Source organism: Prosthecobacter sp. (genome assembly GCF_044222565.1).
Taxonomy (GTDB): Bacteria; Verrucomicrobiota; Verrucomicrobiia; order Verrucomicrobiales; family Verrucomicrobiaceae; genus Prosthecobacter.
This window is the reverse complement of record NZ_JBGANA010000038.1, coordinates 17,359-38,451: the sequence shown is the minus strand read 5'-3', so window position 1 is coordinate 38,451 and position 21,093 is coordinate 17,359. Positions and strand designations below refer to the sequence as shown.

The window sequence follows — 21,093 nt, the reverse complement described above, 5'->3', positions numbered from 1 at the left end:
CGCACGCATGGTTCGACTCATCACCCAGCAAGGACAGCTCATCGACTGGAACGACGAAAAGACACTTCCGTTCCCGGACAACCTCGTCTTCCTCGATCTGCTTAATCCTGCCCGTGCTGAAGAACTCGAGGCCGAAAAGTGGCTCGAATACCAGCTCCCGACCCGCGAAGAAATGCAGGAGATCGAGGAATCCAGCCGACTCTACACAGAAAAAGGCACCCTCTACATGACCGCCTGGCTCCCAGTCGGCCTCGACACGCCTGACCCGGACAACACCTCCATCTCCTTCGTCATCGCACCGGACTGCCTCACCACCGTGCGCTATGCCGATCCCCTGTCCTTCCGCATCCTCGCGGATCAGGCCAAGCGCCAGTGCAGCACTCCCCTCACCAGCGACGCCGTCTTTCTTCTCCTCCTGGAGCTCATCGTCGCCCGCATCGCCGATGCCCTCCAGAGCGTCGAAGGCGACATGAAAAAGATCTGCCGGGACGTCTTCAATCTCGATCCCCACAAGGCCCACGCCGGCGTGGAAAAAGACCTCAGCGATGTCGTCAAGCTCCTCGGCCGCCGCAGCGCCCTCGTCGCCAATGTGCGCGAGAGCCTTCTCAGCATCAGCCGCATGCTGCAGTACTTCCTCAACAACGCCGCCACCTGGATGCGTGGAGATCTCGCCGCTCAATTCCGCAGCGTCATGCGCGACATCAAGAGCATGGACGACTACACCAATCAGCAGACACAGGAGATGACCTTCCTGCTTGAGTCCACCCTCGGCCTCATCAACATCCAGCAGAACCAGATCATCAAGATCTTCACCGTGGCCAGCGTGCTCTTCATGCCGCCCACCCTCATCGCCAGCATCTACGGCATGAACGTCGGCCTCCCCGCCGCCTCCAACGGCTGGGCCTTCCTCCTCGTCATGATCCTGATCGTCCTCTCCGCGATCCTCCCCATCGTTTACTTCAAGCGCAAGCGGCTGCTGTAACGGCTGCTTCGATCAATTCTTCGCCTCTAACGGCGCAAGCATGATCGTAGAGACCATGTAGGCGCATGCCGGACCGTAGGATGAGTGTGGCGACAGCCCGCCCGTCTGCGAGCGTGCCGCAGAGACTGTGGCCTCCGAACGTCCTCGCAGTCGGTCGGTTTGGCGGAGCGGGTCGCAGACGTTGAAACGCCCTCGACGCCAAACACAACCGAGCTACGGCGGCAACGCCTGAGTCCCCCAAGCGCCCCCTCCTTAAAACCTGTAGCTGAACCTCACGCTCCCAAAGTGCGCCTGCAGGTCATGCCGGAAGAATTGCCCCTGATAAGACAGCAACATGCTGAACTGCTGGTTGAAGGCAAAGTTCACCCCAAAGCCGGCCACCAGATAATCCTGACCCGGACTCTGATTCCCTGCGGTGGAGGAGAACGGCACATTCAGCAGCGCCACACTCGTGCCGTTGTTGTTCCGGATGTTCTGCCGTTCATAGCTCAGACGCAGCTGCGGCGTGATCGTGGCAAAACCCGCGTCAAACTTCTTCGAGGCAGACCAGCCAACGCGGCTGACCAGAGATTGGAAGCTCTGCGAGCTGTAGTGCAGTGCCGCGAGCCCGCCTCCAGTTTCGTTGTACGCATCCACTGTCCCATGCAGGTAATCCAGCCCGATGAAAGGCCCGGTGACCAGCGTGTTGTTCTGAAAGCGGAAATTCCAGCCAGTATTGTATTGGATCGAATGCGTGTAGGCGCGCGTGGAGCCGTTCGCCACCGGAAACGGCGCTCCCGGATTGCGCACCGAATCCATCTGGTACGTGCCAAAGCTGTACAGCAGGCTGTTCCAGAACCCGCCGCGCACATACGAGACGTAGGTGGACAGCGCCGGACCTTCCAGATACAGGCTGCCTGCATTGCCAGTGTAGCCCTGCGTGCTCTGCAGGAAGGACGCGGCAAAGCCCACCGTCAGCCCCCGCGTAAAGTGGCGCTCAACGCCTGCGCCTGAGGCCCAGGAGTCCACCTGCACGCCCGACTGTGTGCGGATGGGGTTCAGCTTCACGTTGCCGTAGTTCACCGTCGCAAACACTTCCCACTGACGCGAGTGCGGCACACGTTTGGCCACCGGAGAGTCCTTCTTCTTCGGATCTCCATCGCCCTCGCCCACCAGCACACCTTCATCGAGGGCGGCAGTGATGGAACCAGAGTTCGCTTCATCCTCTTCTCCACCTCCCGCGCGCAGGTTGAAGAGGTGCCCGTTCAGATCCGCTGTCACCGTATTGCCACCCGAGATCAGTGCCTGCCCCTCGACCGCCGCCGTGGCCAGACCTCCATTCGTGTCGATCACGCTGAATACCCCTGTGCTACGATCCAGAAAGCTCGTCACCCCGCTCGCCAGTCCCAGGCTGCTGTCATTCAGCGCCAGATCCCCGGCGATGCTCCCCGCATTGGCGCTGCCCGTGTTGAGCTCAAAAAGCTGCCACTGATCTCCACCGTGGAACTGCGTCATGCCGTTCGGGTTGCCGACCTCCAGCGTGCCACCTGCCGTCGCGTCAAGCTTGCCATGCAGATTGATGGAGTCCGCAGCCGCCGCGTTACCCGTGTTGTTTCCGAGCCCCGCCCCGCTGAACAGATCCAGATGGATCAGGCTGCCTGCACCCAAAACCACCGCACCCGTGCCCGAGGTGGTCAGGGCAAAACTCGTCGCCACCGTAGCCACCACGGGATCTCCCACCAACATCGTGCCATTGATCAAAAGGGACTGATCCACCGTCGTGGTGATGCTTCCCGTCCCTGTCAGAGTGCTGTCGCTGCTGAGATCAAACTGAGTCGTGGTGATCGCCGCATTCGCCACCAGCGTGGCGCTGTTCTTCACCGTGGTGGGCCCGTTGTAGTCGCTGTCCGCACTCACCACCAGAGTGGTCCCGTCCACCACAAGATCCGAGTTCGCACTCGCCCCGCTGATACCCGTGCCGCTTACATGCACTGTGCCGCCGCCGGTGAGGGTCAAAACCGTGCCGTCTTTCACCAGACCACCCGTCAGGGTCAGAATGCCGCCGCCGGTATTGATGCTCGCATCCGTCGCCGCCGTGATCTGCCCCGTGTAAATGCTTGTGCCGCTGTTGCGCAGCGCACCGCCGCTGCTGACCCCGCTGCCATTGAGCGTGAGGGCTTCCGCCGTGCTGTAGTTCACATCCTTCAGCAGCAGCGTCGCGCCACTGCTCACCGTGGTGCCCGCGGCATTCGTGCCCAGCGCCTCATTGCTCGTCACAATCAGAGTGCCCGCCCTGACGCTCGTGGTTCCAGCATACGTGTTGCTCGCATTCAGAGTCAGCGTCCCGCTGCCCGCCTGCGTCACTGCGCCGCTGCCGCTGATCACACTGGCAAAATCCGTTCCCTGCGTCACCGCATTCGAACGGTTAAACACCAGCGTCCCATCGTTGTTCAGGGCGCTGCTCGTGGACAGTGCCCCCGTCGTACCACCATCGCCGATCTGCAGTGTCCCTCCACTGATCGTTGTGCTGCCCGTGTAGGAATTTGCTCCGCTCAGCACCCAGGTTCCCGCTCCGGTTTTCGCCAGCGCCGTGGCCCCGCCATTGTCACCAATGACCGCCGCCAGCGTATTGCCATCCGTGTTCGATCCCGTGAGCGTCAGTGTGCGAATGCCGCTCTGCCCATTGAAGCCCACACTGCCCGTGTTGGTAAAATTCACCGCACCCGTGCCCGAGGCATCCACCGTGCCGCCATTCGTACCCACGCTGAACAGACGGTCCGTGCTCACCGCCGCTCCCGTGTATTGCAGGGTGCCGCCGTTCACCACCAAATTGCCCGCCGCATTCGTTGACGCACCAATGTTGCTGTTCGCACCTCCATTGGCGAGCTCACCCACGCTCAGCACTCCGGCATTGATCGTCGTGCCGCCCGTGTAGCTGCTGCTTCCGCTCAGCGTCGTGGTGCCCGTCCCCGCCTGCGTCAGCGATCCGCTGCCGCTGATGGCATTGGCCACCGTGATCGCGTTCGACCGGTTCACAATCAACTGCGCATTGTTCGTCACCGCGCCGGTGCCCAGCACACCCGTCGTCCCGCCCGATCCCAGTTGCAGCACACCGGCATCGATCGTCGTCGTGCCGCTGTACGTGTTCGCACCCGTCAGCGTCATCGTCCCCGTCCCAGCTTTTTCCAGCGACAGCGCACCCGCGCCGCCGTCACGAATGATTCCGCTGAAGATCGTATCAGTATTGTTTCCACCCATCGTCAGCGTCGCCGCAGTGGCTGCGTTGTTCTGCACAATGCCAGAACCCGCCAGCGAACCGATGCTCGCATTCGCTCCATTGATCTCAAGCGTGGCATTCGCGCCAATGATGAGCGCGGAGACCAGGCTGCCCCCGCCGATTTGCAGCACCCCGGAACTCAGCGTCGTCGCTCCTGTGAATGTATTCGCCCCGGTAAGCAGCCACGTGGCCGCGCCATCAATCGTCACCGAAGTCGCCCCTCCAAAATCGCCGATCGCCGCTGCGATGATGTTCGTCCCGCTCGTGTTCGTACCCGTCAGCAGCAGGTTGCGCGCACCGCTCTGCCCGTTGAAGCCCATCGCTCCGGTGTTGGCAAAGTTAACCGTGCCAGTGCCGGAAACATCGATCACCGCACTGCCAAGGCCCACGCTGAAAAGCCGGTCCGTGCTCACATTGCTGATTCCGGTGTATTGCAGCGTGCCACCATTGATCACCAGGTTGCCCGCCGCATTGCTTGAGGCCCCGATGCCGCTGCTGCTTCCGCCATCGGCCAGGCTCGTCACATTCAGCACCCCGGATGTGATCGTCGTCACGCCCGTATAAGAGTTCGTGCCGCTCAGTGTCGTCGTCCCCGCTCCAGCCTGGGTGAACGAACCCGTGCCACTGATGGCATTCGCCACCGTGATCGCATCCGAACGGTTGATCACCAGCGCCGCATTGTTCACCACCGCTCCGCCGCCCAGCGTGCCCGTCGTGTTGCCATTGCCCACCTGCAAAGTGCCCGCGCTGATCGTCGTCGTGCCCGTGTAAGTGTTCGCTCCCGTCAGCACCCATGTTCCCGTACCCGATTTCACCAGCGCCGTGGCACCGCCATTGTCTCCGATCACCGCCGCGACCGTATTGCTGCCCGCGTTCGTTCCCGTCAGCGTCAGCGTGCGCGCGCCGCTCTGTCCATTGAAGCCCATGCTGCCGCTGCTGCTGAAATTCAACGCTCCCGTGCCTGAGGCATCCACAGTACCGCCGCTCGTGCCCACGCTAAACAAACGGTCCGTCGTGGCCGCGGCGCCCGTGTATTGCAGCGTGCCACCATTCAGCACTAGATTGCCAGCAGCACTGGTGGATGCTCCGATGTTGCTGCTTACTCCACCGTTCGCGATGGACGCCACACTCAGCACTCCGGAGTTGATCACCGTGCTGCCCGTGTAGGTGTTCGCTCCGCTCAGCGTGGTCGTGCCGCTGCCCGCCTGTGTCAATGAACCGCTGCCACCGATCGTGTTCGCCACCGTGATGGCGTTCGAACGGTTCACCACCAGGCTCGCGTTGTTCGTCACTGCACCGCTGCCCAGCGTGCCCGTCGTTCCACCGTCGCCCACCTGCAGCACACCGCCGCTGATCGTCGTGGTTCCAGTGTAGGCGTTCGCGCCCGTAAGCACCCACGTGCCGACATCAGATTTCACCAGCGAAGTTGCGCCAACGTTGTTCCCAATCACCGCCGCAAGTGTGTTGCTGCCCGTGTTCGTCCCCGTCAGCGTCAGGGTGCGCACACCGTTCTGGCTGTTGAATCCCATGCTGCCCGTATTGGTAAATGCGATCGCCCCCGTGCCCGAGGCATCCAGCGTGCCGCCGCTCGTTCCCACGCTGAACAGACGGTCCGTGCTCGTCGCAGCCCCCGTGTATTTCAGCGCGCCTCCGTTCAGCACCAGATTGGTCGATGCATTGATCGATGCTCCCAGATTGCTGTTGCTGCCGCCATTCGCGAGGGACGACACACTGAGCACGCCGGCATTAATGATCGTCCTGCCCGTGTATGTATTCGTGCCGCTCAGCGTCGTCGTTCCAGCCCCTGCCTGGGTCAGAGAGCCGGTGCCGCTGATGGTGTTGCCCACCGTGATCGCATCCGAGCGGTTGAAGATCAGAATCCCGAGGTTCGTCACCGCACCACTTCCCAGCGTTCCCGTGGTGCCACCACTGCCCACTTGCAGCACACCGCCGTTGATGCCGATGTTCGTCGTGCCCGTGTAAGTGTTGTTTCCCGTCAGCACCCAGGTGCCCACGCCCGACTTCGCCAGCGATGTCGCTCCGCCGTTGTCACCGATCGCCGCGGCCAGCGTATTGTTGTCTGTGTTCGTACCAGCGAGCGTCAGCGTGCGTGTGCCGCTCACGCTGTCAAAGCCCATCGCGCCAGTGTTCGTCAGGTTCAGCGCTCCTGTGCCCGACGCATCCAGTGTTCCACCACTGCCAACGCTGAAGAGACGGTTCGTGCTCGCAGCGCCACCGGTGTATTTGAGCACCGCGCCGGGAAGCTTGAGAACAAGGTTCGTTGCCGCGTTGCTTGATGCGCCAACGCTGCTCGCGCTGCCTCCATCGGCCAGATTGGAAACAATCAGCGTTCCTGCAAAAATTCGCGTGGCCCCTGTGTAGGTGCTCGCGCCCGAAAGGGTGAGCGTGTAAGCCCCCCCAAGTTTCTCAACGGACATGGTTCCCGCTCCCCCGTCGATGATCGTCCCACTGAAAGTGCTGCTCGTAACGCTGCCGCTTCCCAGAATGGCGATGATCTGGGCCGTGGCCCCGCCATTTTTCACCGTTCCATCCCCCGCGAGCGATCCCACCGCCGCGCTGCTGCCCAGCCCGCTGATGACCAGAGTCCCGGGAGCATTCACCGTCATGGCGGACGAAGGCCCAAAGCTGGACGTCGTGCCCGCGATCAAAGTCCCCGCATTCACCGTCGCGCTGCCCCATGAATTGCTGCCGCCGAGAGTCGTTGCTCCAGTTCCATTTTGAATGAAAGCGCCCGTGCCGCTCATGGCACCCGAAATCGTGATCGCATCAGACCGGTTCACGATCAGCGTCCCGTTGTTCGTAATCGCCCCGCTGCCCAGCGTTCCCGTCGTGCCACCATTGCCTACCTGCAACGTGCCCGCGCTGATCGTCGTCGTCCCGCTGTAGCTGTTCGTACCCGTCAGCGTGGTGGTGCCCGCGCCCGCCTGCGTGAGGGAGACGCCGCCAGAGATCAAGTTTCCAAAAGTCACCGCATCCGAACGGTTGATCACCAGGCTGCCGCTGCCGATCACGCTGCCAGATCCCAGAGTTCCCGTCGTACCGCCGCTGCCCAACTGCAGCACCCCGCCCACGATGGAAGTCGTACCCGTATAAGTGTTCGTCCCCGTCAGCACCCACGTGCCTGCTCCCAGCTTGTTCAGCGAAGTCGCCCCGCCGTTGTCCCCAATCACCGCCGCGATCGTGTTCGCTCCCGTGTTGTTTCCAGACAGAGTCAGCGCACGCGCACCTGTCTGGCTGTTGAAGGCCATGCTGCCCGTGTTGGTAAAATTAATCGCCCCGCTGCCCGAAGCATCCAGCGTACCGCCGCTCGTCGTCACTGAAAACAGCCGGTCTGTCGAAACGCCAGGCCCCGTGTAGCTCAGCGCACCACCCGTGAGGATCAGGTTGAAGGCCCCATTGCTGGAGGCGCCAATGTTGCTCGCCACACCACCATTCGCCAGCGTGGAGACGCTCAGTGTCCCGGCACTCACGACCGTTCCGCCCGTGTACGTATTGGCTCCGGTCAGCGTCAGCGTGCCACCCGTTCCTCCCTTGTTGATGGACATGAAGCCACTCCCGCCATTTTGAATGATCCCGTCAAACGAGGTGCTTGCCGATCCCCCGATGTTCAGCGTGGCCCCCGTCGCCGCCCCGTTTTGCACCGTGCCCGCCCCGCTGAGACCGCCCACGAGAGGGTTGAAACCGTTGACCTCCAGTATTGCTCCGCTCGCCACCGTCACCGCAGATGCCGTGCTAAACGCATTCGCGCTTCCCGCCTGCAGCTTGCCCGCGTTCACAAACGTCGCGCCCGAATAGCTCTTCGTCCCGGTGCTGAATGTCGTCGTACCAGTCCCCGCCTGCGTGAAGGTACCCGTACCACCAATCGCATTGGTGATCGTCACCGCGTCCGAGCGGTTGATGATCAGCGCCGAGGCAATCGTCACCGTGCCAGTTCCCAGTGTTCCCGAAGTACCGCCGTTGCCCACCTGCAAAGTGCCAGCGTTGACGTTGGTCGGCCCGGTATAAGTGTTGTTGCCCGCGATCACCCATTTGCCTGCCCCCGACTTCGTCAGGGTCGTGGCTCCTCCATTGTCACCGATCACGGCGGCCAGCGTGTTGTCGCCGGTGTTGCTGCCGTTCAAGGTCAGAATGCGCGCACCCGCGCCATTGAATTCCAGGCTGCCCGTGTTGGAGAAATTCACCGCTCCAGTGCCCGAAGAATCCAGCGCGCTGTTCGTGGCTCCCAGCGTGAACAATCGGTCCGTGCTCACAGCACCGCCCACATATCGCAGAGTCCCCCCGCTGAGCCACAAATTGGCCGCAGCATTGCTCGAAGCGCCGATGGGACTGGTCAAGCCCCCGTCAGCAAGGGTGGAAACAACGAGCACCCCGCTGAATACTCTCGTCGACCCCGTGTAAGTGCTGGCACCGCTGAGAGTCCAGGTCCCCGTGCCGACTTCAATGATGGTGGTGGCTCCGCCATTGTCCCCGATCGCTGCAGCAAGCGATCCCGTGCCCGTGCCTGATAGAGACATGGAGCGCGTGCCGCTCTGTCCATTGAACCCCATCGCCCCAGTGTTCGTGAAATTGATCGCGCCAGTTCCCGAGGCATCCAGCGTCCCGCTTCCCGTGCCGATGCTGAAGAGACGGTCTGTGCTCGACCCGGTCCCAGTGTATTGGAGCGTCGCCGCATTCAGCACCAAATTGCTCGCAGCATTGCTTGCCGCCCCGATGTTGCTCGCGCTGCCCCCATCCGCCAGGCTCGTCACCACCAGCTTGCCTCCGCTGATCGTCGTCGTCCCCGTGTAAGTGTTCGCCCCGGTCAGCAGCCACGTCCCGTTGCCAGACTTCGTCACTGAAGTCGTCACGCCGCTCTCGCCCACCGCGGCTGCCAGCGTGTTGTTCCCCGTGTTGCTCCCGGTCAGAGTCAGCTTGCGCGGACTCGCCCCACCCGGCGTCAGCCCCATGGCCCCGGTGTTCGTGAAATTGATCGCCCCGGTGCCGGAGGCATCCAGCACCGCTCCTGCTCCCACATCAATGCTGAAAAGCCTGTCTGTGCTCGTGGCCGCTCCCGTGTATTTCAGGGTCGCCGTCACGCTGCTAAATTCAATGTTGGCAGCGTCATTCGTGGCCGCGCCGATGCCGCTCGCGCTCCCCCCGTTGCCCAGGCTCGAAATGCTCACCACGCCGCCCCCGGCGATCAACGTCGGCCCGGTGTAGGTGTTCGTTCCGCTCATGGTCACGGTGGCGGAACCTCCTTGGACCACCCTTCCGCTGCCGCTGATGTTCTGCGCCATGGTCAGCGTACCGGTCCGCAGAAACATCAGCTGCCCATTGTTGATGATGTTGCCCGAGCCCAATGTCCCCGTGCTGCCATTGGCACCCACGGTCAGGGAGCCGGAATCGATGGTTGTCGTGCCCGTGTAAGTATTCGTACCGGTGATCACCCATCCTCCCGTGCCAGTTTTCACCAGAGAAGTCGCGCCTCCGTTGTCACCGATCACCGCCGCGATCTGGTTGGAAATGAAGGAGCTCGTCCCCGTCAGCGTCAGCGTGCGTGCGCCGCTCTGCCCATTAAAGCCCATGCTTCCGGAGTTGGAGAAAGTTATCCCAAACGAACCCGAAGAATCCAGCGTACCGCCGCTCGTCCCCACGCTGAAAAGCCGGTCCGTCGTTCCCGCCCCGCCCGTGTATTGCAGCGTCCCGCCATTCAGCACCAGATTCGTCGCTGCACTGGTGGAGGCCCCAATGTTGCTGGTGCTCCCACCATTTGCGATGGAGGTGATGCTCAATACCCCCGCCGTGATGCTCGTCGCACCCGTGTAGCTGTTGGTGGCGCTCAGTGTGGTGGTTCCCGTCCCTGCCTGAGTCACCGAACCCGTTCCGCTGATGGTGTTCGCGACAGAGACCGTGTCAGATCGCTTGAAGGTCAGATTTCCGTTGTCCGTGACCCCGCCGCTTCCCAGTGTCCCGCTGGTGCCACCGTTGCCAATCTGCAGCACGCCCGCGCTGATCGTGGTGGTGCCGGAGTAGCTGTTGCTTCCTGTCAGCACCCACGTGCCCGCCCCGCTCTTGGTCAGAGAAGTCGCCCCCACATTGTCGCCAATCGCTGCCGCCAGTGTGTTGCTTCCTGTGTTGCTACCCGTGAGAGTCAGCGTTTTCGCATTCGTCTGGCCGCTGAGGAAGGCCATCGCCCCCGTGTTGGTAAAATTGACCGCACCTGTACCCGAGGCATCCAGCGTCGCCCCGCTGTTGGAGATGCTGAACAAATGGTCAGTGCTGGACCCCGCTCCCGTGTACTGCAGCGTGCCACCGTTCAGCACAAGGTTGGCCGCATCATTGGTTGCGGCTCCGATGTTGCTGGCACTTCCACCATTGGCCAGGCTGGACACACTGATCACACCTCCTCCACCGATCGAGGTGATGCCGGTGTAGGTGTTGGCTCCTGTCAGCGCCCACGTACCGGAGGATAAATGTCTCACGCCGGTGGCTCCTCCGTTGTCACCAATGAGGGCCGCGATCGTGCTCGTCCCTCCATTCGAATTGCCCAGGTCCAGCAGGCGTGCGCCTGTCTGCCCGTTGAAGCCCATGGCTCCGGTGTTGGTAAAGTTCACTCCACCGGTGCCGGTGACTGTCAAAAAGCCACCCGCCGTGCCAAGGCTGAACAAACGGTCGGTGCTTGTTGCCGCTCCGGTATAGTTCAGATTTCCGCCATTGAGCACCAGATTGCTCGCGACGTTGGTCGCGGCTCCGATGCCGCTGGCAATGCCGCCATTGGTCAGCGTGCTGACCTTGAGCTCTCCGTTGGTCAAGTTGGTGACTCCCGTGTAGGTGTTCGCTCCGCTCAACACCCAGATGCCGCTGCCCGCTTTGGTAATCCCCGTCGCGCCGCCGCTGTCGCCGATCACCGCCGCCAACGTGTTGTCGGCGCTGTTGGTGCCGCCCAAGGTCAGGGTACGCGCACCGCTCTGGCCGTTGAAACCCATGCTGCCCGTGTTCGTAAAATTCACAGCGAACACACCCGACGACTCAAGCGTCCCGCCGCTGGTGCCCACGCTGAAGAGCCGGTCCGTGCTGGCAGAACTGCCGGAAAACCGCAGGGTCCCGCCGTTCAGCACAAGGTTAGGTGCGATGTTGCTGGAGTTGCCGATGCCACTGGCAGACCCGCCATTGGCAAGGGTGATCACATTGAGCACCCCGCCGTTGATCGTCGTCACCCCGCTGTAGGTGTTGGACCCGTTCATGGTCCATGTGCCGGCTCCCGACACGGTCAGAGACGTGTTGTTGCCGTTGTTCCCGATCACAGCGTTGATAATGTTCGTGCCTGCATAGCTCCCAGTCAGGTTCAGTGTCCGGGTCCCGCTGGCCACGAAGCCCATGCTGCCCCCATTCGTGAAGTTGATCCCGCCCGTGCCGGATGAATCGATCGTGCCACCGTTGGTGCCCACGCTGAAAAGCCGGTCTGTGCTGACCGCTGCGCCCGTATATTGCAAGGTGCCTCCGTTGAGCACCAGATTGCTCGCGACATTGCCTGAGGCACCGATGTTGCTGTTGCTCACGCCATTGGCCAGCAACGCAACGCTCAGCACGCCGCCATTGATGGTTGTCGGATTCGAGTAGCTGTTCGCACCCGTGAGCACCCAGGTCCCCGTACCCGTCTTCGTCAGCGAAGTCGCACCAGTGTTGTCCCCAATGACTGCCGCTATCGTGTTGGCTCCTGTATTCGTTCCCGTTAGTGTCAGGATGCGCAGGCCCAACTGACCGTTGAAGCCCATGCTTCCCGTATTGGTAAAATTCACCGCCCCCGACCCGGAAGAGTCCACCGTGCCACCGCTCGTCCCCACACTGAACAGACGGTCCGTGCTCACCGCTGCACCCGTGTATCGCAGCGTGCCGCCGTTGAGCACCAGATTGGTTGCCGCGTTGGTCGATGACCCAATGTTGCTGCTGCTGCCGCCATTGGCCAGGCTTGAAACCGACAGCACGCCGCCAGAGACAGTGGTCACCCCTGTATACGTATTGGTTCCAGCCAGGACCCAGGTCCCGGTCCCAGACTTGGTCATCGTTGTTGCACCCCCGTTGTCCGCAATCACGGGCGTCATCGTGTTGTTCTGAGTATTGGTCCCGCTCAGGACGAGCGTTCTCACACCAGTGGTGGAGGCGAACCCCATGGATCCAGTATTGGTAAAGACCAGCGCCCCGGTCCCGGACGCGTCGATGGTGGCCACCGGATTTGCCGTCCCATTGGGAATTGAAAACAGACGGTCTGTCGAGGCTCCCGCCCCGGTGTAGCGCAATGTGCTCAAATTGGTGATTAACAAATTGCCAGCCGCAGAACTTGAAGCCCCAATCCCGCTGGCAACACCACCGTTGCCGATATTGCTGACCTTCACCACCCCGCCGCCGCCCAGGATCGTGGTCACGCCTGTATAAGTGTTTGTGTCACTGAGACTCAGCGTTGCACTGCCATTCAGGGTCACACCCCCACCACCGCTGATGGTCTGGGCCAGGTTCACAGTTCCTGAACGCGAGGCAACAAGTGTTCCGCTGTTGATGATGATGTTTCCGGTGCCAATGCTTCCAGTACTGCCGCCGATGGCGCCGATCATCACCGTACCTCCGTTGATCGTCGTTGTTCCTGTGTATGTGTTATTGTCACTGGTTAGCCGAACAGTTCCAAGCGTGCTCGATTTCACCACCGATGTCGCCCCGCCATTGTCCGAAATCCCGCTGCCCATGACAATGACTCCGCCGAAGATGCTGTCGCTAAAGGCAAAGGTCAAAGTGCGCGCCCCGCTTTGACCGTTAAATCCCATGCTGCCGGTGTTGTTGAAATTGAGCGTTCCCGCGACAGGAAGACTGATCGTTCCCCCGGAAGTGCCTACGCTAAACAGACGGTCCGTATTCCCTGTCACGGTGTTGTTATATTGCAGCGTGCCCCCGTTCAGCACCAAATTGCTCGCCACATTGGAGGCCGCGCCGAGGTTGCTATTGCTGCCACCGTTGGCCAGCGTCGTCACACTCACCATGCCCGCATTGATCACCGTTGGCCCAGTATAGCTGCTCGTCCCCGAAAGCGTCAGCGTGGCTGCGCCATTCTTGATCAGTCCCGTGCTTCCGCTCAGCGCCGCGCTGATCGTCGCCGCCGAATTCGCCGTGATCGTCGAATTCAAAAGCGTCAGCGCATTTCCCCCGTCCGCCAGTGTGTACCCAGAATTGAACACCATGTTCCCCACCGTCACCGCGCCCCCCAGCGTCACCGTGCCCACCGTCCCGCCAAAGGTCGCTGCATCGGGCGTCGCGCTGTTCCAGGTGGTGTCCCCGCTGCCGGTGTTCCAGTTGCCCAGGCCGTTCGTCCAAGTGCCCGCCCCCCCCGTGATGGTCGCCCCGTCTCCCGCCACCGTATCCCACGTAAGGGTCGCCGCCTGAAGCGAAGGCCGGATTTGCCAAAAGCCCGTCAAAGCAGCCATTAGAAACGCCATCGGCTTTCTGAAGCGCCTCAACACGGTGCTTGTTTTCGCTCGATTGCGGGAACTGTCAGTCAAAGTTGTCATGAAATGTGAGTGTGATTATTCAAAATTTTAAAAGTCAGCCGGGTAGCCCTTCGCGAATTCGATTCGCTGCCTTCCCAAGAGCCGGCCATCGGCTCGAACAGTTCAGCTGCCCCGGCAGTTACCTTGAGCAATCGCTCCGGCGCCTTCAATCCCCTCGCTCAAGCCAGACACCCGGCTCGCAAAGGCGCGCAAGACACCTTTTTGCCGGTCGAACACCGAGGGAACAGAGCGAGTATCAATTTGCATAGTCCAAGATCAACGAAGGGAATTTAATTCTATTTAAACAAAATTAAGATATAAGCTTATCCATCTGCAAGACCAACGATCTCGTCAGCCGAAATTTGTTTGAGATACAATCCCACAGTTTTCCCATCTCGATCCTTCTCTCGCAGGAGGGAGCCTTGGCCGCAATGCCGCACAACCTAATAGAACACCTTAATCCAGCGCTTTCATAGGAAAGTCTGAACTCGGCGCGTGCTGCGTCGCCATCATCGCCTTCATCCTCGCGATCAGGTCCGGATGCTCCGCCGCCACGTCCTTCGTCTCCGCAGGATCTTGGGCAACATTGAACAGCTCCTCCGTCACCGCCAGCGTCTTGCCTTTCGCCTTCGCATTCCCTTTCCCCGTCAGATTCCGCCGCACCAGCTTCCACTCGCCCATCCGGAGCATCTGCTGCCCCCCGTAGCTCGGAAACTCACGGTATAAAAACTCCCTCTCCGCCTGCTTCTCCCCCAGCAGAGTCGGGGCAAAACTGATCCCGTCGGTCCGCGGCGTCTTTTCCTTCGCTCCCACCAGCTCCAGCAGCGTCGGCATCCAGTCCTCAAATCCGCAGATCCGGTCGCTCACGCTTCCCGCCTTGATCTTCCCCTTCCATCGCACGATTCCCGGCGAGCGCACCCCGCCCTCATACAGCGTCCCCTTGCCATCCCTGCGGCCTTCGCTCGAGTTAAAAAACGCACAGTCCGTCCCAGCCAGCCCTTGGTGCGTGCCGCTCACCGGTCCGTTGTCACTCACAAACACAAACACCGTGTCTTCATCCAGCCCCAGGTCCGTGATCAGCGCCATCATCTTCCCGATCTCCCGGTCCATCCGTGTGATCATCGCCGCATAGGCCGCCTTCGGCTTGAAGTGCGGCAGGTAGCCGTTCCCTCCCGGATACGGCGGATCGTCAAACTTCCCCAGGTATTCCTGCAGCGAGTCATCCGGCACCTGCAGCGCCACATGCGGCACCGTCGTCGGCCAGTACAAAAAGAACGGCCGGTCCTTGTTGTCCCGCGCAAACTTCAGCGCCTGCTCCGCGATCAGATCTGCCGAGTACTCGCTCCCCTTGAATCTCGCGTAGCTCTCCGGCTTCGTCGGGTCCTCATCCGGCTTCAGCTTGTCCGCTGCGGGAAATGGCGGGTTCTTCAGCTCGATCGTGTGATCATTGTCCCACAAATAGGTTGGGTAAAAATTATGCGCCACCCCCTGGCAGTTGTAGCCAAACCATCGGTCAAACCCATGCTTCAGCGGCTCTCCCGTCGAGCCAGGCCCGCCCAGCCCCCACTTGCCAAATCCACCTGTCGCATATCCCTGCGGCTTCAGCACCTGCGGTATGAGAACCGTCTCCGCCGGGATCGGAAACTGCCCCTCATGCTCCGGTTTGCCCATGTGCGGCAGCCCCTTCGCATTGTCCGCCTGCCGGTTGTCACGGATGAACGCGTGTCCCGGGTGCAGCCCGCTCATCAGCACGCAGCGCGAGGGCGCGCACACCGCATTCCCGGTGTACATCTGTGTAAATTTCATCCCCTCTGCAGCCATGCGGTCGATGTTCGGTGTCCGGATGATCTTCTGCCCATAGCAGCCCAGATCTCCCGGCCCCAGATCATCCGCCAGGATGAAAACAATGTTCGGCTGGCGCGCCTGCACCATCCCGGTCAGGGCCAAAAAAAGGAGAAGCTGCTTCATCATGGTCCATGAGAAACGGCAGCGGGCGCTTTTTCTTTTGCCTCTTTCCGTTTCGGCAGTCCCTCCAGTTTCCAGCTCATCCACATCGTCAGCATCAGCATCACTGCAATGAGCAGCACAATGACATAAAATCCGGGGCGGGTGAGCAATTGCATGGCAGAGATGGCGGCAGACGAAACCAGTCGAAAAAAGCGAGTTTTATCCTGCTCGCTCCGTCTTTCCCATGCCATGAAATTCTCCGCCCTGCTCCTCCTCTTTTTCGCCGCCCTCCACTCGGCGCACGCCCTCCCGGAGGCGGAGATCCAGCGCTACATCGATGAAGCCATCAAAGCCGGCGGCGGCGAAGTCATCATCCCGCCGGGCGTTCATCTCATTGAGCATGGCCTCGTCCTTAAAGACGCCAAAAAACTCCGCATCATCGGTCTCGATGCCGAGGAGACGATACTCAAACTCCCTCCCGTGGCTTACGCACTCGCCACCGGCACCACCGCCGCCGGCGCCACCTCCATCCCCGTCTCCGCACAGCGCGGCTTCAAACCCGGCATGCGTTTGAAAATCGAAGCCGATGGTGAACTCGACAGCTTCACCAAAAAACCAAGGCCCTACCATCTCACCATCGTCAAAGCTGTCGAAAAAAACACCATCCAGCTCGATGCCCCCCTCAAGTTCCCTGTCCCCGCTGCTACCATGATCCGCCATGAGGACGCCCCTAATCTCATCGAAATCCGCGGTGCCAGCGAAGAAGTCCGCATTGAAAAACTCACCCTCGATGGCGGCCGCGCAGACGGCGATCCCCCCATCCGCGGCCACGCCCAGCTCTGCGCCATCTTCGCCTCCGGAATGTACGACTACGAAAAAGGCCCCACCGGCCCCAAGGTGAAAAAGCTCCGCATCGCCCGCTGCTACATTCAAAACTGCCACGGCCGCGGCGTAGCCCTCTATTCCGTTGAGAGCGCCGAGATCGACGGCTGCACCATTCGCGACACCTCCGACGAAGCCATCGACTTTGACCACTTCACCGAAAAGTCCGTCGCCACTCACAATCACATCACCCGCAGCCTCATCGGCGTCGAGTTAAACGATGCATCGAATTGCCTCGTCGCCGGCAATGAATTCCTCACCTGCGGCACCGGCATCAATCTCTGGCGCTGGTGCAAACACCCCGGCCTCAACGAAGGAAATCTCATCGTCAAAAACTCCTTCGACCGCACCCAGGGAAACGCCATCCAGATCGCCACCGGCACCAAAGCCAACACCATCGCCCAAAACGAAATCACCGCCTCCGGCAAAAACGGCATCATCCTCTCCGGCGAAGCCCAAATCGTTAAGGCCAACAAGATCACCGCCAGCGGCATGAAGCCCATCCTCATCCAGGAAGGCAATCACGACATCTCAGAATGAAGTGATGCAGGCACTCCTGGGACCGCGGCACTCCGATGCCGCTCTGGAAACGCTTTCTTTAACATAATAGGCAAGCACCCAGCGCCCCCATCGCTCGCTGCCGCTCCCTCGCAACCTCCCGCAGCCAGCCCGGCTCTCCCTCTCCCCATCGAGGGCATCGTTGCTCTGCACTTCACCTCGGGGAACCGTAGCGAAGCGGAGATAGACCAGTTCTCGAAAAGATTGTCATATTGAACCGGCGAGCGCAGCGGCCCCAGTGGCAAGGCGGGAGCGCCGCCTGCTATTGAAGAATAACAGGCAAGCGACCAACGCAGCCAATGGGGCCGCTCCGCCGCCCGGGCAATGTGACAAGATTTTTGAGAGTTGGTCTAGACTGCCGCAGGCAGCCCGAAGGGCGAACGTAGTGAGTCAAAGGGTTGGGGTGCGGGGACAACAATCCCGCCCCGCCAACTTCTGCAAGACCACTCCACCACCGACCGCGCCCCCTTCATCCTTCATCCTTCATCCTTCATCCTTCATCCTTCATCCTTCATCCTTCATCCTTCATCCTTCATACAGTGCCCTCACCAGCCCCACCGCCCTCTCCCCTGGCAGCGCCCCCACCTCCATCTGGTTCATCGTATAGGCAAAACTGATCCCGTTTTCCGGATCCGCAAACGCCAGGCTCCCGCCCGCTCCCGGGTGCCCAAACGCCAGCCGGCTTGGCCCATAATGCTGCCGTAGCTTCTCGCCACCAGCCTCAGGGTCCTCGTTAATGGGGTCCTGCATCATCCCCGTCGAAAAGGCGATCGGCGTCAGCAGCACCGCATCATTTTCCTGCGTCAGCGTCTGCTCCAGCCTACGCACCACCTTTTCAGGAATCATCTGCACCCCGTTCCACCGCCCCCCTTGCGCGAGCATGGAGTAGAACTTCGCCAGCCCCCGCGCACTTCCCACGCCACCCATGCTGGCGTAGCCGCGCGCCCACGTCTCGCTCTGGTTGAAATCACTCACCGCATTCAGCCCCAGCGGTGAGGTGAAGGTCCGCTGGGTCATCGATCCTCCCGTGTTGAAAGCCTTGATAAACGGCTGATCCCCATTCGAGATGCTGATCTTCCCCGGATACACCGGTGAGACCCTCTCCCACTGCGCGCTCGGCAGCCCGATCCAGAAATCCAGCCCCATCGGGCTTCCAAACACCTCCCGGCAGTATTCCCCCAGAGACTCCGCTTCCGTCAGCCTCCGCACCACTTCATCCATGAGAAAGCCAAACGTCCGCGCATGGTACCCCTGCCGCGTCCCCGGTTCCCACAGCGGCCGCTGACGCTCCAGCGCCTCGATCACCGCATCGTAGTTGTAGATAGGCGCCCGTTCATCCAGCGCGCACAGACCCGCCGTATGGGAGAGCAGGTGGATGAAGGCCACGTTCGCCTTGCCCCCTCCCACAAACTCCGGCCACACCTCCGCCACCGGACATTCCAGCGGTATCCCCGCCTCCTCCAGCGCCAGCAGGCAGCACACCGCCGCTGGCCCCTTCGTCGCAGACCACACCGGCACCAGCGTGTTTTGGTCCCACTCACGCGTGCGCGCACGGTCACAGTGCCCATGCGCCAGGCTCAGCACCTCCTGCCCGTGCTGCCAGATCGAAACCGATGCCCCCATCTCCCAGCGTGTGCGAAAACTTTCCTCAAACCACGCCCTCACGGCCTGGAGATTCGCGGGGCTTGCGGGGGCGCTCATGCGTGGTTGGACTCCAGTTCAGCCCGCAGGCAGTCGAGGTCTCGGTCCTTCTTGGCGTGCTGGCGCAGTTCACCGTCCATCTCAAACGCCCGCTGCAAATACGCCAGCGACTTCTCCAAATGGCCCAGGCAGGCGTGGTAGCACCCCATGTTGTAATAATACACCGGCTTCGCCCTCAGCGTGGCGGGCCCGCGGGAGAGCACATCCACTGCCTCCAGCGTGCGCCCCAGCTCATGCAGGCAGAAAGCCGCATGAATAAATCCGCCCGGCTCCATCGGCTCCTGCGCGCACAGCTTGGTCGCCAGCGCCAGCGCCTCCGCCCACCGGTTTCCCCCCATCAGGCACAGCAGAGTAATCTCGATCACATCCACCCTTCCGTGCATTTCCGCAGGCAGCGGCGACAGCTCCACCCGAGCCTCTTCATAGAGACCCAGTTCCACATAGCCCTGGGCGGCGATGATCCTGCGTTCGGCTTCGGTCATTTTTGGCGCGTTGTCTCATAGAGAACTCAAAGCACGCACCGCAACAAGATTTTTCGCAACAGCAGCGCAAAATCCAAAACCGTCACCTTCACCGTCCGCAAAAAAATTAGCTCCGCCTCCGGCGCATTCGCTTCCTACTTCACTCAGGTCGCCGGGGCGTTCAGCTTCCGCAGTTTCTTCGCCGCCTCAAGGCGCGCCCCGATCGCCCAGCACCCCCAGGTGGCCACGTAGGTGACCGGTGCCACTAAGGCTCCCAGGATGATCCCCCCCACCAGCACCACCGGCGCATGCTCCTTCAGCACGATCCATGCATCCACCATCGAATCCGGCAGATGCGTTGGAAAGGGCGTCGTCGGCACCGTCGTGTAAAACGCCAGAAACCATTTCCCGATCACATATTCCAGCCACGCGATGAACACCAGCGTGAATGGGTTGCTCAGCCAGCACAGCGCAATCGCAATTGGAATGTTCACCCGGAAGATCGCGGAGAGAACCGTCGCCGCCGGCATCTGGATCGGCAGCAGCTGCAGCGTGATGAACATGCCCACCGCCATCCCGCCGGAAAACGTGTGCTGCGTGGGCTTCCACACCCGCTTGTCCAGGAAATGCCGCGCAAACCACCGCATCGCCGGACTCTTCCGCAGCTTCCGCGGATGCTTTAGAAATCGGATGGTCTTAAACACCGAACGGCGGAACCACCCTCGCACATAATCCAGCATGGCTACTGCCCTCCCCCATTGTACACCCAGATCAGCAGCGCACTTCCCAGCGCGATGCGGTACCAGGCAAAGCCGTTGAAGGTATGCCCCTGCACAAATCGAATCAGCCACTTCACCACGATGAAGGCGCTCACCGCTGCCACCACCGTGCCCAGGATCACCATCCCCCAGTCCTCATTCCCCGCCTCTCCGTCCTTGATCGCGGACAGAATCTTGAACGCGCCCGCCGCCATCAGCGTCGGGATCCCCAGCAGAAAGGAAAACTCCGTGGCCGCCGGGCGCGACACACCAAACGCCAGCGCCATCAGGATGCTCGCCCCGGAACGCGAAGTCCCCGGAAACACCGCCGCCAGCAGCTGCGCCAGCGCCACCGCTACCACCACCGTCCACGAGATCTCCTCCACGCCTTTCTTGCCCTTGTGCAGGTACTCCAGCACCAGGATGATGATCCCCCCGATCAATGTGGCCCACGCCACCGGCGGCACTTCCTCTGGCAGCTTGATGTTCAGCTTCTTGATGATCAGCCCCCCAGCCGCCGTGATGAAAAACGCCACAAACAGCTTCCCCAGATAGCTCCGCGTGCTGGGATCCCCCAGCGTCGTCGCCAGATGCTTCAGCCGCTGGGTGAACACCGCCATCACCGCCAGCACCGCCCCGCTCTGGATCACCACATTAAACAGGTCGCTCTTGGCAGAGAGCAGATGCAGGTTCTGCGGAATGAGCAGGTGCCCCGTGGATGAAATGGGGAGGAATTCGGTGACACCTTCGATGATGCCGAGGATAATAGTCTCAAGCCAGGGGGGCATTTGCGGGGAGCGAGTAAAATAGGAAGAAGCAAAACATACAATCAGGTGCCCGGCTCAGTTTGCAAGCCCACTGCGCTTCACTCAATGGATTGATTCTGAAAGTTCGTTGCACCGATTCTCAAAAATACGATACCTGAACCCCTTCGGCATTACGATACATGACCAGCTGGGATCGAGGCCTGAAAATCTGCCTACTCACCTCCTCATCAATGCTTTTCAAGCTGGCC

At 61.2% G+C, this 21,093-nt stretch carries 9 protein-coding genes; 2 read left to right on the top strand and 7 right to left on the bottom strand.

Annotated elements, in window-relative coordinates:
- Window positions 1-7: 7 nt before the first annotated feature.
- Window positions 8-982, top strand: coding sequence for a magnesium transporter CorA family protein (locus ACILSR_RS31315; RefSeq protein ID WP_395753762.1), 975 nt, complete (start codon window positions 8-10; stop codon window positions 980-982).
- A 252-nt stretch (window positions 983-1,234) separates the two neighbouring features.
- Here ACILSR_RS31315 and ACILSR_RS31310 read toward each other — a convergent pair whose 3' ends face one another.
- The 3 genes from ACILSR_RS31310 to ACILSR_RS31300 all read right to left on the bottom strand — a co-directional run bounded on the left by ACILSR_RS31310 (window position 1,235) and on the right by ACILSR_RS31300 (window position 15,894).
- Window positions 1,235-13,792, bottom strand: a complete 12,558-nt coding sequence (locus tag ACILSR_RS31310; RefSeq protein WP_395753761.1) for an autotransporter-associated beta strand repeat-containing protein — start codon at window positions 13,790-13,792, stop codon at window positions 1,235-1,237.
- 435 nt (window positions 13,793-14,227) lie between these two features.
- Window positions 14,228-15,742: an arylsulfatase gene (locus ACILSR_RS31305; protein WP_395753760.1), complete on the bottom strand. Its 1,515-nt coding sequence runs from the start codon at window positions 15,740-15,742 to the stop codon at window positions 14,228-14,230.
- A complete protein-coding gene (locus ACILSR_RS31300) occupies window positions 15,739-15,894 on the bottom strand; it encodes a hypothetical protein (protein ID WP_395753759.1) in 156 nt (51 codons plus the stop codon). The genes ACILSR_RS31305 and ACILSR_RS31300 overlap by 4 nt, the downstream gene beginning before the upstream one ends.
- 73 nt (window positions 15,895-15,967) lie before the next feature.
- On the opposite strand from ACILSR_RS31300, the gene ACILSR_RS31295 reads away from it, so the two are divergent.
- Complete coding sequence (locus tag ACILSR_RS31295) at window positions 15,968-17,140, top strand: right-handed parallel beta-helix repeat-containing protein (RefSeq protein WP_395753758.1); 1,173 nt, start codon at window positions 15,968-15,970, stop codon at window positions 17,138-17,140.
- Between the two features lie 543 nt (window positions 17,141-17,683).
- Here ACILSR_RS31295 and ACILSR_RS31290 read toward each other — a convergent pair.
- The 4 genes from ACILSR_RS31290 to ACILSR_RS31275 all read right to left on the bottom strand — a co-directional run bounded on the left by ACILSR_RS31290 (window position 17,684) and on the right by ACILSR_RS31275 (window position 20,866).
- Complete coding sequence (locus tag ACILSR_RS31290) at window positions 17,684-18,859, bottom strand: serine hydrolase domain-containing protein (protein WP_395753757.1); 1,176 nt, start codon at window positions 18,857-18,859, stop codon at window positions 17,684-17,686.
- Window positions 18,856-19,341: a TPR end-of-group domain-containing protein gene (locus tag ACILSR_RS31285; RefSeq protein WP_395753756.1), complete on the bottom strand. Its 486-nt coding sequence runs from the start codon at window positions 19,339-19,341 to the stop codon at window positions 18,856-18,858. Before ACILSR_RS31285 ends, ACILSR_RS31290 begins: the two co-directional genes overlap by 4 nt.
- Window positions 19,342-19,484: 143 nt before the next feature.
- Window positions 19,485-20,060 carry a DUF2062 domain-containing protein gene (locus ACILSR_RS31280; protein WP_395753755.1) on the bottom strand — a complete coding sequence of 192 codons (576 nt, stop codon included), beginning with the start codon at window positions 20,058-20,060 and terminating at the stop codon, window positions 19,485-19,487.
- Window positions 20,061-20,062: 2 nt separating this feature from the next.
- A complete protein-coding gene (locus ACILSR_RS31275; protein ID WP_395753754.1) occupies window positions 20,063-20,866 on the bottom strand; it encodes an undecaprenyl-diphosphate phosphatase in 804 nt (267 codons plus the stop codon).
- Window positions 20,867-21,093 lie beyond the last annotated feature (227 nt).